Raw genomic sequence first — 13,947 nt, forward strand, 5'->3', positions numbered from 1 at the left:
CGCCGAAGCTGGCGACGCCCGCCGCCGTGTTGCCGGCGCTGCCGCCCGAGGCCTCGATCGCCGGCCCCATGCGGCTGTAGAGCAGTTCGGCGCGGCGCGTGTCGATCAGGTTCATCGCGCCCTTGATGATGCCGTTGATCTCGAGGAATGCCTCGTCGCACTGGGCGATGATGTCGACAATGGCATTGCCGATGCAAAGCACGTCATAATCCGGCATCAATGTCTCCGCCAAAAAACCCGAGCCGGCTTCTCGCCACGCCTGCCAGGCGCGGGTCTGCCCGGTGGAAATGGGCTTTCCGCTTGCCAATCCGTTCGCCGGCGGCTCTCACGGGGCGGCGAGTCCTGCCTCGCGACGCAATTCGTCCGCCCTGTCTGTCTTCTCCCAGGTGAAATCAGGCTCTTCACGGCCGAAATGGCCATAGGTCGCTGTATTGCGGTATATAGGGCGTAAGAGATCAAGCATCTTGATAATGCCTTTCGGTCTGAGATCGAACAACTCAAGAATGAGGCGCTCGATCCTGCTTTCCTCAACCCTGGCTGTCCCGAACGTGTTGACCATGACGGAAACCGGACTGGCCACGCCGATTGCGTAAGCAAGCTGCACCTCGCACACGTCCGCAAGTCCGCTAGCGACGATGTTCTTTGCGACATAGCGGGCTGCATAGGCAGCCGAGCGGTCAACCTTGGACGGGTCCTTGCCCGAGAAGGCGCCGCCGCCATGACGACCCATCCCGCCATAGGAATCGACGATGATCTTGCGTCCAGTGAGACCGCAGTCGCCGCGCGGCCCGCCGACTACGAACCGCCCCGTCGGGTTGACCAGAATTCTGATGCCTTCCGTCTCCAGGTGGGTCGGCAGGACAGGCTTTATGATTTCCTCAATGACGCCCTCGCGGACAGTCTCTTGCGAGACCTGCTCGTCATGTTGCGTCGACACGACGATGGTATCCAGGGCGACCGGGCGCAACCCCTCATAGCGCACTGAGACTTGGGATTTCATGTCAGGACGCAACCAGCCAAGCTGTTGTGCCTTCCGGACATACGCCTGCCGTTTCGTCAAGCGATGAGCGAGCTGGATCGGCAAAGGCATCAGGGTATCGGTTTCGCGGCATGCGTAGCCGAACATGAGGCCCTGATCTCCCGCTCCCTGCTGGAGGTCTTGCCCTCTCCCCTCGTCAACGCCTTGGCTGATGTCGGGCGACTGCTCGGTGAGGGCATGAACGACGGAGCAACGCCGGCCGTCAAAGCCGACGGCCTCGTCGTCGTACCCAATGTCGAGAATCGTATCGCGCGCAACTTGGCTGTAATCCACCTGGGCATCGCTGGTGATCTCGCCAGCCAGAACGACTATCCCTGATTTTACCAACGCTTCACAGGCGACGCGCGCCTCGGGATCTGTGCGGAGGATGGCATCGAGGATGGCATCCGAGATGTTGTCGGCCAACTTATCCGGGTGCCCCGCGCCAACCGATTCGGAAGAGAACACGAACTGCCTAGCCATGAATACCTCGCTTCGGATGTTGGATGTGGTATGGGCATTTTGCCTGGCCCACCTTACTTGTCGGAGATGCCCGGCACCTCGAACGCAGCGCACAAGTCGGCAACGTCTCTTCGCACGCAGGCATGGAGAGCTTCGTCGTCTGGCCGCTGGAGGACGGAGTCAATGAAGCCAGCAATTTGCACCATTTCCACATCGCGCATGCCCATTGACGTCACTGCTGGCGCCCCCAGGCGAATTCCGCTTGTGACCGCCGGATGCCGCGGGTCGCCAGGCACCATATTAAAGTTTGTGATGATTCCTGCCTTTGCTAGTCGCAAGGCATAGGCCTTGCCCGATAGTGGCCGATCGCGAAGATCAAGGATCAGCATGTGATTGTCCGTCCCCCCGGTAACCAGGTCATAACCTCGCTCAAGCAGTGCATGTGCCAGAGCCTTGGCATTCTTGACCGTCTGTTGGCCGTAGCTTCGGAAGGACGGGTTCGCGGCTTCGTGCAAGGCAACCGCTAGCGCAGCGATGGCATTCATGTGGGGCCCGCCTTGCAGGTGAGGGAAGACCGCCCGGTCTATTCGTCTGGCGAGATTGTATTTGCTCTTTGTATGATACAGGGCCTGATAACGATCTTCGTTCCTTGACAAAATGAAGCCACCGCGGGGACCGCGGATCGACTTGTGGGACGTGCTGCTGACCACGTCGCAATGGCCCACGGGATTCGGGTGCGCTCCCGCGGCAATCAGGCCGCTGATGTGCGCAATGTCGGCTACGAGATAGGAGTTCGCTTCCAGGGCGATTTCTGCCATTGCCGCGTAGTCAAAGGCACGCGGGTAAGCAGTTCCGCCGACCCAAATGAGCCGCGGCCGTTCCCGCTTGGCTGTCTCGCGCAAGCGCTCATAGTCAATCTGCTGTGTCTTTTCATCTAGACCATAGGGCACGCGTTGATAGTCAGTTCCGGAAAAGTTGATGGCCCAACCATGAGTCAGATGGCCCCCTTCCGGAAGGGGCAAGCCCATGACTTTGTCACCGGGGCTCAAAAGCGCACGATAGACAGCCTGGTTGGCCGGCGAGCCGGAATAAGGCTGGACGTTGGCATGCTCGCTGCCAAATAGTGTTTTCAGGCGCTTAATGGCTAGATTCTCAAGCTCATCAACGATCTCGTTTCCAGCGTAGTAGCGCGCACCGGGGTACCCCTCGGCGTACTTGTTCGTGAAAATCGAGCCGTTCGCTTCCAGCACGGCCGAGGACGCAAAGTTCTCTGAGGCGATGAGCTTGAGGGTCGTCCGCTCCTGCCGCTCCTGTCTCAGAAGCAGCTCGTGAACGCGGCAATCAACCGCGGCCAAGGAAGACCGCCCGTGGGTGTCGGGCTGTGCGATCGCGCCGTCGGCGGAGTTGTCCATGGTAGCTTCGCGCTCCAATTGAATTGACCTATTTCACGATCAAGCACGCGGTCCCCTTCGGCCGCGTGTCTCGTACCGCTTCGAGCCGCTGCAGGTCCTGTTTATGATAGCCGTCGCGATGGGGCAGGAGATCGACCAATAATTGTACCAGCCCGCCGTCGTTGGATCCTGCGTTGAGATGGTACGAGCGCCACGGAGGCTGTTCGTTGCAGCAAAGAAAGTCGGCTCTGGCGAGCAGCCGGACGTGTCGCGCAACCCGCTCTCGACACATGCCCAGAATCTCCGCTAGCTCGCAGACAGTTAGGTCCGCATGCGCACAAAGGCCCAGGATTCGAAGGCGGTCAGGATGCGCTGCCATGCGTAGGCGACCAATCAGTGTCATCATGGCTCAGGACCACGTCCTACCGAATTTCTCATTTCGCGTTCTCCACAGAAGTTGCAGATTTCGAAGGTTGTCCAACGACCGGACAAATCTCGGTGGCCGTGACGACCGTCGATATATGTGTCGAACAAACGAATGGGCGCTCTTCTTGCCTTTAGCCGAACTTGCAAGCAGTTCGGCGAGTCGAAGACAAGCGGGGCCACGGTTTGGACCACTGACCTCAGACGTTGCAATAAGCCTACCATTCACAGCGAGCCGGAGTTGCTAAGAGTCTATGAATTTCCTTGAAGGATCTGTTGCAACGTTTGCCCAGCCTGGCCTGCTCCCGGTTTGCAGCGGTCATGGTCAGGCGATCCATCGCCTCTGCGAGCACGATCAGGAATTTGCCCTCCATCGCATCGCTGATCAGCTCCTGAAGGCCGGGACGCAACAGCGACGCGCCGCAGATCGCGCGGTGGGTATTGCTGTCGACGACTGTCCAGCCTTGCTTTTCAGCACGCAAGCAGCAGAGCCGCAACTGATCCTCGATCGAGGCGTCTCGGTGTTTGCCAGTTGAGTAGCGAGCGCCAAGCGCGACCTTCATGAGGTGGCCCCTTACTCCGGGACGCGGTCTCGCGTCTGGTTATCCGTTTCGGCTTGAACGAAATCCCGTGCGGCCTGTCGCGCCAGCAGCCGGACCAGATTGACGAAGCGTCGATCGGGCTTCGGCAAAGCAGGCACAGCCGATTCGCGGGCCGCGCCGGCGGCCACACGAAGCTTTTGGGCTGTTGCACGTTTCGGTCGCGCTATGATCGCGTTCCTGTCCTGACGCGAAATACTCCGTTTCGCGACAATGATGCCAAGTCACAGTGCTTCGACAAGATGGAAATTCTTGTGATCAATATCGCGCGTCGCGCAGGAGCCAGTGCTGGCCGATGACGGGGCACCTTGTGCTCCGAAGAAGCCATGGCTATATATCCGGATAGAGAACGGAGGCACGCGATGGGCAACACTGCACAGAAGAGAGCGATCGAGAATTATCGCTCTCGCCTGGCTGAGCGCGGCATCGCGCGGTTCGAGATCCAGGCGTTCGACGCAGACCGCGATCTACTGCGAACTCTTGCCCGAAAATTAACGGAGAGCGGGCCGGATGCCCGACAGCTTCGTCGGACCATACAGCAAGCCGTGGCGGGTGAGCCACCGAAAGCGGGCAGCATTCTCGCCGCGTTGCGTCGCTCGCCTCTGGTTGGCTCCAGTCTCGACCTCAGCCGGCCGCGCGAAGAGGGGCGCAAGATCGACCTGTGACGCGCTACCTTCTTCATACCAATATTATCAGCAACGTCATAAAGCCGGAGCCTTCGGGCTCGTTGCTGGCCTGGATGGGCGCGCAGAAGGACGAAGACCTCTTCATTGCTTCGCTTACTGTCGCCGAAATTCGCCGAGGCATCCTAGAGAAGCCGAAGGGGAAAAAGCGCAGCAGCCTTGAAACTTGGTTCGAGGGCTCCGAAGGCCCGCAAGCGCTGTTCGCTGGCCGCGTGCTATCGTTCGACGAGAAAGCTGGCCTCGTGTGGGCGCGGCTGATGGCCAACGGCAAAGCCAGAGGCCGTTCGCGGAGCGCCCTAGACACAATCATTGCCGCTGTAGCCGAAGCCAACGAGTGTGTCGTAGTGACCGACAATGAAAAGGACTTCGAGGACGTTCAGATAATCAACCCGCTCCGTAGCTCTGGAAGCCAAGCGGGTGATGATAGCTCCAACGGTCCGGCCGTTTCAATTTGAGGATTTCAGCGGCACGGAGTCCGAACGTCTCGTGTTCGCCTACCTTTAGCGATGGCTGGATTGATCTTACTTAGTTCGGCCAGGGACGTCTCTTCCAGTTCCGCTTTAATGCCGTCCCGGTTCATCTAGTCAGCTCGATCTACCAACAGTTCGCACGCACGAGCGCCGCGAACAAGGCGCGATCGCAGGAACTGCGCGATACGCGTGTCGAGCTCGTCCATCTTACACTCGATCTCGTCTTCGAAGGCCCTCTCGCCAAACGCCACTGTAGTCCATCCCGCGTGCGCCTCGGGGGCCTTCTCATCCGGGTTTCTCGCCACTGGTCTGGCGCGCTACCAATGGCAAGTTCGCCCGCTGGGAACTCGTCGGTCTGCACTCCCAGCTCTGGGCATCCACATCAACTGCGGAGCTCTTCATAGCCGTGTTCTTCCTTTAGCTGGCAGCTCTCGAGCTCGACGAGCAGCCGATCAGCGACACCCGCGACCTCAAGTTCGACCCGGTTGACTCGATAACACCCTATTGGCAGATTCAGTCGGGGAGGATCTGCCCACTCCGATCACAAGCCGATCTTTCGACCCCGTGGTCGGGAATTCTCCATGGACCTTCGTGAAGAAGGAATGCAGCGCCGAAAGCCGAAGCGCTTCCGATACATCGAAGCCCCTTCCGAGTCGGAGCCCCGATTAGGCATTCCTGCCACTCTATCTAGCCGACCCCCGTGGCCGCGTTGCCGATCGGTGCGCTAGTCGCCTACATCGCCCCGGCACGTGAAGATCGTCTCTGCTGATGCTCGTTGAGCAATTCAGGCCGCCTCCGGCTGGCGTTTGATCAGCGTCAGCGTCAACCAGCGCGCGGTCAGCGCCGGCCTTTTCGAGCCCTCGATCTCAATCGTCACGCCCAGCGCCGTCTGCACCCAGCCCGACGGCCTGACCTTGACGTCGGCCAGTACGAAACGGGTGCGGATGCGAGATCCGGTTTTCACCGGCGCCAGGAAGCGCAGCGATTCGAAGCCATAGTTGACACCCATCTTGCAGTTTTCGAGCGGCCGCATGGTCTCGAAAGTCATCGCCGACAAAAGCGAAAGCGACAGGAAGCCATGTGCGATGGTGCCGCCGAACGGCGTCTCGCGCTTGGCGCGCTCCGGATCGCAGTGGATGAACTGGTGGTCATCGGTGGCCTCGGCGAACTGGTCGATCATCTGCTGCGAGACCACCCGCCACGGCGACACGCCGACTTCCTTGCCGACGCTGGCCAGAAGTTCGTCGAGACTGATCGGTTCCACGCGAATGTCCTCCATTTCAACCGTCCGAAGCGCGAGCGGCTTCATTCCGAACAGTGTCAGCCCATGCTGCACCGACTGCCGGCCATCCATCGGCAGGATGGCGCCGGTGAGATGACTGCCGTCACGGCTGTACGAATAGAACGTTCCGCCGGCAATCTCATCGGCGCACCGATGCGCCCGATCCGAACATGGCCGCAGACGGGCTGGCTTGTACCTCGGTCGCGGTGCGCGTCCTACAGGCCAACGAAACAGCTCGTCTTGCTACCGGTGATCATTCCGCCGGCGCCGCTATGCGGTATTGTCGCAGATTGATAAAATCAATTGTCTGGATAGTAACCATCCGTGTTTCGAATTTGGAGGAGTCCAGCAGACGGGGTGGCTTGTGGTCCTTGTTGAAGCGCGCCGGCCTCATTCACCGGTAGCACTGAGCCGGCAAGAAGCGCCAGTTCAATGACATTGGGTGTCGACACGGCAAAGCGGCATCAGATGCTACTTCATGATGCGGGATGGCGCTTGCTTCAAGAACGCTCGGCCTGACGTGGAAGCCAGCACCGGATCTGGATTGTCGGTGCGCGGATATTCACGCAGCACAGCGGCAACCGCAGCGACGATCGATCTCAGCCGTTGCGAGCATGCCGATCTTGGTGGCGGCCACTCTGTTAGGCTGAAGCGTAGCGCGCATCTGATCCGCCACCGGACGGGGTTGCGTAACTTGGATTTCCAGGCGTGTTCATGGGTTTGCACCGTCAGCGCGCTGACAGCAAGCCAGGTGCGCACGCCACTGGAAGCGATCGTCTGGATCTCGCGGGCAATTCCAGCCCCCACCGCTGGTGTCTGACCCGACAGCAACGAGCACATGCGGTTCTCGCCTCGGCGCCATTGCTCTGGTCTTTCGATCCATTCTCGCGTGCGCGCTTCTGGGGCGTCGTTCAGCGCAAAGTCGGTGACCACGGCTGCGCTTTCCGCGCCAGCCTCAAAAAACGCCTTCGAGACGGTCAGGTTGAGGCCGCCGATGCAGACCAATGGGATCGGCGCGACCTGGTGCTTCCACCGCTGATCCGCTCGAGTCCTCGCGACGCCCATTCATCTTCTTGAGGCTGTTGGATAGACTGGGGCGAGCGCCACATACTCCGGTTCCGCCACTGGCGCCGTTTCCAGTTCGGTGTGATCGTGGATCGACAGGCCGAGCTTCAATCCGACGTATTTCATCGCCAGCATCGGCGGCAGCCAAATCCTTTTGACCAAGATGGACGAAGTCGCAGCCTTCCTCGATTGCCGTGCGCCAAATGTCGTTGACTCACTTGGCAACCATGGACCGCGCAGGCGTCGTTCGCGCGGCGGATTTCCGTCTGCAGTCCTTTCTCGTCCATATCCTTTATCCGGAGCTGCACCAGACGGACGCCGAGCGGCACCAGCCGGTCAATCCAGCCGGCACGTCCACGACTTCATGAGAAGACGGCCCTGCCGATCGTCGGTGGGTAGCGCCGTTCGAGCATTCCCGAGCTGAAAGCTTCACGACCGGCATCGACCGCTTTGCCGAACGCACGCGCCATGCCGACCGGATCGGCCGCCCTCGGGACCGCCGTGTTCAGGAGCACGGCGTCAAACCCGAGCTCTATGACGGTCGCCGCGTACGACGGCCGTCCGAGCCGTGCATGCACAATCAACGGAATGTAGGGGGAATGTCCGCGCATCAACTGGACCTCGGAGCTCAACGCTTCATCGCATTAGAATGAGCGTTCGAAACGCAGGATACCGCCGACACTGCTCTTCTTGTTGGCATTGGTCCAGTTCACTTCGGAAGCTTTCACCTTTCCGACGGCGGAGCCTCCGTAGCGGTCATAGTCGAGTTCAGCCGTAACTGTGAAATCGGGAAGGAACGCATAGGCGACGTTCGCAGCGACACCATAGTTGTTGAGCTGATCACCCGAGAGCTGAAGGTTGAACGAAGCTGACTCGGTGAGCTCGTAACCGGCGCCAGCCCAGAAAGCCCAGTTCCCACCCCAAGGTTTATAGAAACCGCGACCATGAGCGTCTACCGAATTCGTCGAGCCGTAGTTGAGCTGGCCATGGGAACCGTAGCCCAACATTCCGGATAGCAATAGTTCGTTGGTGACATTGATGTCGACACGGACCTTGGCGGCCACCGATTCGTAGTTGCTATCATAAGCTGCAACGCCGGTGATCGCTCCCCAGCCATGTGCGTATTTCAAGCCGCCTACTATGTGGGGAGCGTAGCTGTCGATTGTGCCGACCACGTCCGAGCCTTGTTCCAGCGAAACCACGGCCGAAAAGCCGTTCCCTGCGTCCAAGTAGTACTGAACCACATTGGTATCGAAAGCGCCGTACGGAGCCGGCGTCTGGTTCAGTACATCACCCGCGCAGCCAATAAACATGTCGAAAGCCGACCGGTCCTTACCAACTCGCAGGCCACCAAGCTGAATCCAGCCGATAGTCAGGCCGCTGCCTCCGTTCAAGGCATAGGACCGAGAACTGTCCGAAACCGATGTCTGGTGGCTGCCGAAGTTCACGCGGGTTTCGGTGTAGGTCTTCAACGTCCCGCGTTCGGTCTCCTGGCCGGTCCAGGTTTTCAATGTGAAGCGTGTGTTGTTTTGCCACGCGCTCTGATGCTCACCAGTCCTCACATCCGAGGTTCTTGAGTGGTCAAACAATCCGACGTTGTAACGGACAGAGCCGCCGATTCGCAGGCAGGTCTCGGTGCCTGAAATGTAGACGTAGCCCGAGCCGTAGACGTCGCAGATCTTGACGTACTCAGTCGGGTCAGGCTCGGCGGCGGTGCTGACGGCGCGAGCGTTGGAAACGGCAATCAGTGCCGCAGTTGAGCCGAGGAGGAGGCTCCTAATGGTCATTGTCGATCTCCGCTTTAATAATAAAGTGATGGACGCGAGTGATTCTGTGAACAGCTTTGAAACGTGTGCAGTTTTGCTGCGCCGTCAGCTAAGCCATGAAGTAAATCCTAGAATGTACTCCGGTGATTGTGGTCCAATATATTTGGTTTTAGCTGCCGATAACATAATTTTAGCCGAAATGGAGGTATGCAAAATTTTGTACAATCATCACAGTCAACTCAGCTGGTAGAGGTAGGCGTCACAAAGGGTCCTGCATTCGACCGCAAATGACGTGCCAGCCAGACGACCAGCTGCGGCTTGAAGCTCAATTGTGTGGGCGGACCTTGGTTCGCACTTCCTTGTTTTTGCCTTGCGGATCCACCCAAGCACGAACGGAAAACGTTCGGCTACAGTTCGACTGTTCGCTTCGCGACAGTTTCGTTCAATGGGGACAGCATTGTTTGTGGTGAGCCCGACGTTGAGGCATCATGCGGCGGCACCGCTCGGCACGACGCCGTCATGTTGGCGAGCTGATGCTCGACAACTACGCGCTGCAGCCTTGCACCAAACAGCGCTCGGCAATAAGTCTCGACCAGCGGTCAAAGTCCCGATAGTCCGGCCGTTAGGATGGAGTGCGCAGGCCACCCCTTCACGCTGGAATTCTTCGAATGTGATCGCGATACGCTTTATCGCGTGAAGATCATCTGTTCGCGGATTGTCGAGCAGAAGACCGAAGTTCGGGGTCGTTACAAGCGCGATTCCAAGTTCCTTTGTCCCCCTAATGATGGCGGTGCGCTGCTCGCCAAGGGTCCACCACGGTTCAATCCGATGATCGTGATTGACGCCGGTTAGAACAATGTCAGCGGTGGCGTCTATGTTGTATGTGCGACAGAGGTTTCGCGCGTTTCGAAGTGAAGCTTCCCGTGTTTGAAATCGATGAGATCGGGCAAGCGCCAGGCGAACACTTTTCCAGCGAGCGGCGTCGTTCGACTGCTTCCATGGTAGATGAGCGGCACGATATCCGCGCTCAATTGGGCAGAACAAACGGCCGTGCGTGGAATGTCCTCAAATCCGAAGCCGCCAACCTCGCGCATCTGCTGCACAAAGAGCTGCGGCTTATGCCGCCGCCAATGCTCACGATTGGCCAAATCTTTGGAAGTTGGCTCTCCGGGATCGATGAAACTGAGAAATACGAATTCGCCATAGCGCTACTCCGGGACGCGGCACTGCCGCATCAAATGCGGAAACGTGATCGGGACCGCGCGGAAGCGCTACACCTCGCAGGTGGGCGTCCACCATCGCTCCGGAATCGCGCCGTTGCTCTGGCGCAAGAACGCGGCGAGGTACGGACTCGCGATCTCACCGACGTCGGCATCCCACGGTGCTACCTCTCCCGGATGTGCGAGGAAGGGCTGCTCGTGAAGGTCGGCTATGGGCGGTATCGAGCCGCTGCCTACGTTGAAGCGAACTGAGCTGGCTAGGCGAGTGACTTCAGGATGACCCCGGAAGTATTATCAAAGAGATCGTTGCGAAAAATTAAGATTGGCATGTGCTCAAACCTGATCCAGAATTTCCGTTGAGCAAAGTTGGTAGTGAAAGCGCGTGACCTCGTCGGCGTGTGGCAGAAGGCGATTTCAGCTGTGATTGACAAGACCGCGCCTGCTGGTCGCTGAACGGTCAGGGACAAGAGGCCTGGCACACTAGCACACGTGAGTTCAGGGGCTCATGAAAGGGTAATGCTCAACAATCCTGCTCAATGACGTCGTAATGAATGACGAGCTTGTTCTGAGTATTTAACAGGTGAGCGATTTCAGGGGCGGGAATTCGGTTCATTCAGGTTGTAAGGTCCAAAAGGGTTGCAACTTACTACCGACACCGTCCCGTCATCGCGCAATTGCAATTCGATCTGACCGGTCTATTCTGGCTGTCGGGGAAATGTTACAGCGGAGGGAAACCGTGAACGATTTGCTGAACAAACCGGCTACGCCCAGGTCAAGACATTTCAATCTGAAACTGGCTGTCGCAGCCGTGTCTATCACTTACGCGCTTTTCGGCGTCTACGGCAAATCCTTCGGCGATGCATTCTTCGGCATCATTCTGGCGCTCATAGCCTTCCTCGACGAGTATGGATTTGACACGAACCGTTATGTCGATGCGGCGCGGCAAAAGTTGCAAAGGTTCTATCGGCAAGGTGATAAGATCGCGCGGGTTCTCGTCTTCACTATCGGAGTCGGTGGAACCGCTCTGATCGTGGACTGGATATTCAATCTCAACGTCATCCCGATCGATGCGGTCGATCCATGGATAAAGCGTCTGGCGCCGGCGCTGGTCATTGCCGCGACAACGCTTTTTCTCGTGACTTTCTTTTCCAAGTTTTTCTATCAGCTCAACGTCACCGTCGCGGATCGAATATCGAACCGGATTGAGATCACGCTCTACCTGGCCACATCGCTCTTTATTGTTTCGAACATCGTCTTCTGGATCGGGATTAATGTCGAAAACGCGCTTCCCTCCTCCTCCACCGATCTGAACAGGTATGATCCAGGGCAATGGGCAGATATTTCTCCGTGGTGGCAGAATTTGCTTCTGTCCCTTGTCCTAATCTCCCTGGTTTGGCTGACCGCCAGCTTCATTTGGGCCTTCTCGCGCTACGCGGAATATTATTGGCGCGACGTACCGCTGAACTGCAAGCCCAAGAGGGCTCAGAACCAGGACGGCAGAAGTACGAAATCCAAGTAACAGCCGCAGGTTGGCGGCAGCGATTGAGCATGTTCGACCGGAATCGCCGGTGTTAGATAGGAGTGGCTTCTTCGATGTAAAAATGAGCGAACTTCTTGTGGTTGCGTGGAGCCTGAGGTCGGTAAGGTCCGAACCCGGCGCACTGCGGGACGTCGCTGAACTCAAAGCGTGCGTCGACGGTGGGATGGACTACAGCCTCCGGATTGATCTCTCGGAGTTTGGCCTTGTAGCCTAGCTTGGCGGTCAACCATGAGAGCCACGTAGGGGTCCGGCAAACAAAGGCCTGTGATCTTGAGCCGAAGCCAGGGCTTGTTGGCTCACTTGGCTTCGCCCAGTTCCAGCCTCAGCTTGTGCAGGAAGGTTTCGAGAGTGCCCTCGTCTTTCGGCCAATCCGTTGGCATAGACGGTCTTTAACGCGGAGTCCTTGTAACGGACCGTGCGGCTACGAGCCGGCCTCGGCTACTATGCTAGTATCGGGGATTTATTTGCTAGGAGTGGGACATGGGCATTAACGATATTTCGACAGATCCATTGGCTGACCTCAAGGACGCTTGTGACCTTATGGATGGCAGTTGCGCCGGGCGCACTCACTTCATCCTCCACCAGACCGTGGACGGAAAGCTCACCTACGACACAGTGAAGCCTTGGATTGGGAAAAAGCGTAACAAGTCGCACGCGGTAATTCTCAAAACGGGAGAGGTGGTCCATTTGTGGCCATTCCAAGAGACGAACGTGTGGGCGACGAAGGCAGAGTCCGGCTTGAAGCCAAAGAACGGAAAGCTGCCTAAGTTCGACCTTAAGGGCAAGGCAATTAACATTGAAATAGACTACGAGGAGGGGGGCTCTCCGAACTCGGCGCAGTACACGAGCCTAGCGGCTTGTTATATTGGCGCTTGCCGTACGGTCGATCGAGTTCTCACGATCGTGCCACATATAGAAATCGATCGCGGGATTCCGGACGGCCACAGTGACCCGCAGAACTTCAATTACACGGGATTCTACGAGCGATTGAACGATCTGGGCGTGGACATGGATCGGGTTCCTCGGTTCGACCATGACCGATATTGGGCAAAGGAGTCGTACAAGGTCCCGTACGCGGATGATTGGTTTTCATGGCCACCGGTGCTGACCGGCGACCCGCATGCCAAACCCAAGGGGGTCGAGCGAGTGGCGAGCCCGCACGGCGATCAGCGCGAGTGGGCAGGGATGCTGTCGAAAGATGCCAGCTTTCACCTCGTTTCAACTGGCGCGATTGGGGTCAAAGAGTTCGATCGCCTTATTCGAAGACTTGAGCAGGAGAGGGAGATTCTTGCCGAGGAAACCGAGGAGCGGGATGAAAACTGAGACGACCACGCGCCACGATCTTCCAAACGTTGATCATTACTGGGGCAGCGGCATTCTGAGGCGAGCCAGTGCTCGAGAAGGGTTCGCCGTTCTGCGCGGGCATTCGGGTGTATTTTGGGAATGGGCACGAATGGCGGACGGGAGCTAGCATCTTGTGAGTCATCTAGGAATTGCTGAAACTCCGAGCGCAAAGATGCCACAGGTGGGCTGCTGATAGCTACGCCTGAAGGAGCGCACTTCAGACAGTCGCTTATCGATGTATGAAGTTAGGTCCTTGATATAAACGCCTTTGGCACTCTTCTGGCTTCTTTCCTGCTCTGGCTAGCGGAAGCTCAATTTTTCCAGCGCTCACTGTACGAAAAAATTGGTGAGCGTCTGTTGTTCGGCAGCCATCGGCAAGCGCTCAGAGGCGCCGAAGGCGCGTTCGTCATGTTGCTCCCATCTGGGCGCCGTCGCCCGATTGCAAAGGAGCAAAGGGCGTGATCGCAAGCTAGTCGAGGCGCTCGGCAAGGCAGCTCCGCCGGTTGTGTGCGTCAAGTTTTGCAAAATGGGGCGGCCATGATGCTGGTCATGCGGCTTGGCGCAGAGCGAGCTTCTTGTGCTCGCGCAGCTCGTCCATATTGATGTATCGGTTGGCCTCCATCCAGTTTTCATTGGTCTCGACGGCCAAGGCCCTGACCAGGCGCAGGCAGCTTTCGGTATTGG

The 13,947-nt window shown here is 58.1% G+C and carries 12 protein-coding genes and 4 pseudogenes; 6 read left to right on the plus strand and 10 right to left on the minus strand.

The window, feature by feature from the left end:
- The 5 genes and pseudogenes from NKI96_RS31970 to NKI96_RS31990 all read right to left on the minus strand — a co-directional run.
- Positions 1 to 217: pseudogene (locus NKI96_RS31970) on the minus strand (adenosine kinase); the annotation flags it as partial.
- 108 nt (positions 218 to 325) lie between these two features.
- On the minus strand, positions 326 to 1,501 hold the full coding sequence (gene metK, locus NKI96_RS31975) for a methionine adenosyltransferase (protein WP_352522154.1): 1,176 nt from the start codon (positions 1,499 to 1,501) through the stop codon (positions 326 to 328).
- Between the two features lie 53 nt (positions 1,502 to 1,554).
- On the minus strand, positions 1,555 to 2,892 hold the full coding sequence (gene glyA / locus NKI96_RS31980; protein ID WP_352807746.1) for a serine hydroxymethyltransferase: 1,338 nt from the start codon (positions 2,890 to 2,892) through the stop codon (positions 1,555 to 1,557).
- Between the two features lie 28 nt (positions 2,893 to 2,920).
- Positions 2,921 to 3,277, minus strand: a complete 357-nt coding sequence (locus NKI96_RS31985; protein WP_352807748.1) for an ArsR/SmtB family transcription factor — start codon at positions 3,275 to 3,277, stop codon at positions 2,921 to 2,923.
- A 235-nt stretch (positions 3,278 to 3,512) separates the two neighbouring features.
- A complete protein-coding gene (locus tag NKI96_RS31990) occupies positions 3,513 to 3,857 on the minus strand; it encodes a recombinase family protein (RefSeq protein ID WP_352807750.1) in 345 nt (114 codons plus the stop codon).
- Positions 3,858 to 4,255: 398 nt separating this feature from the next.
- On the opposite strand from NKI96_RS31990, the gene NKI96_RS31995 reads away from it, so the two are divergent.
- Both NKI96_RS31995 and NKI96_RS32000 read left to right on the plus strand, forming a co-directional pair.
- Positions 4,256 to 4,558 (plus strand): hypothetical protein, encoded by a 303-nt coding sequence (locus tag NKI96_RS31995; RefSeq protein WP_023737099.1) that lies wholly within the window; start codon positions 4,256 to 4,258, stop codon positions 4,556 to 4,558.
- The gene (locus NKI96_RS32000) at positions 4,555 to 5,031 is read left to right on the plus strand and encodes a type II toxin-antitoxin system VapC family toxin (protein ID WP_023685624.1); all 477 of its coding nucleotides are present in this window, start codon (positions 4,555 to 4,557) and stop codon (positions 5,029 to 5,031) included. Before NKI96_RS31995 ends, NKI96_RS32000 begins: the two co-directional genes overlap by 4 nt.
- Before the next feature lie 799 nt (positions 5,032 to 5,830).
- On the opposite strand, the gene NKI96_RS32005 is transcribed toward NKI96_RS32000, so the two are convergent.
- The 4 genes and pseudogenes from NKI96_RS32005 to NKI96_RS32020 form a co-directional block, all read right to left on the minus strand.
- Positions 5,831 to 6,325, minus strand: coding sequence for a MaoC family dehydratase (locus NKI96_RS32005; protein ID WP_352807752.1), 495 nt, complete (start codon positions 6,323 to 6,325; stop codon positions 5,831 to 5,833).
- A gap of 864 nt (positions 6,326 to 7,189) precedes the next feature.
- Positions 7,190 to 7,734: pseudogene (locus NKI96_RS32010) on the minus strand (thiamine phosphate synthase); the annotation flags it as partial.
- Between the two features lie 21 nt (positions 7,735 to 7,755).
- Positions 7,756 to 8,019: pseudogene (locus NKI96_RS32015) on the minus strand (thiazole synthase); the annotation flags it as partial.
- Between the two features lie 18 nt (positions 8,020 to 8,037).
- On the minus strand, positions 8,038 to 9,180 hold the full coding sequence (locus NKI96_RS32020) for a porin (protein WP_352807754.1): 1,143 nt from the start codon (positions 9,178 to 9,180) through the stop codon (positions 8,038 to 8,040).
- Here NKI96_RS32020 and NKI96_RS32025 point away from each other — a divergent pair.
- The 4 genes from NKI96_RS32025 (at position 9,173) to NKI96_RS32040 (ending at position 13,242) form a co-directional block, all read left to right on the plus strand.
- The gene (locus NKI96_RS32025) at positions 9,173 to 9,409 is read left to right on the plus strand and encodes a hypothetical protein (RefSeq protein ID WP_352807755.1); all 237 of its coding nucleotides are present in this window, start codon (positions 9,173 to 9,175) and stop codon (positions 9,407 to 9,409) included. The genes NKI96_RS32020 and NKI96_RS32025 overlap by 8 nt on opposite strands.
- 673 nt (positions 9,410 to 10,082) lie before the next feature.
- Complete coding sequence (locus tag NKI96_RS32030) at positions 10,083 to 10,631, plus strand: type IV toxin-antitoxin system AbiEi family antitoxin domain-containing protein (protein WP_352807757.1); 549 nt, start codon at positions 10,083 to 10,085, stop codon at positions 10,629 to 10,631.
- 484 nt (positions 10,632 to 11,115) lie between these two features.
- Positions 11,116 to 11,898: a hypothetical protein gene (locus tag NKI96_RS32035; RefSeq protein ID WP_023702984.1), complete on the plus strand. Its 783-nt coding sequence runs from the start codon at positions 11,116 to 11,118 to the stop codon at positions 11,896 to 11,898.
- 501 nt (positions 11,899 to 12,399) lie between these two features.
- Entirely contained in the window at positions 12,400 to 13,242 is an 843-nt protein-coding gene (locus NKI96_RS32040) for a hypothetical protein (RefSeq protein WP_352791715.1), read from the plus strand.
- A 568-nt stretch (positions 13,243 to 13,810) separates the two neighbouring features.
- Here the strand turns inward: NKI96_RS32040 and NKI96_RS32045 are convergent.
- Positions 13,811 to 13,947, minus strand: a pseudogene (locus NKI96_RS32045) (IS256 family transposase); the annotation flags it as partial.

This window comes from Mesorhizobium sp. M0292 (genome assembly GCF_040321695.1).
Classification (GTDB): domain Bacteria; phylum Pseudomonadota; class Alphaproteobacteria; order Rhizobiales; family Rhizobiaceae; genus Mesorhizobium.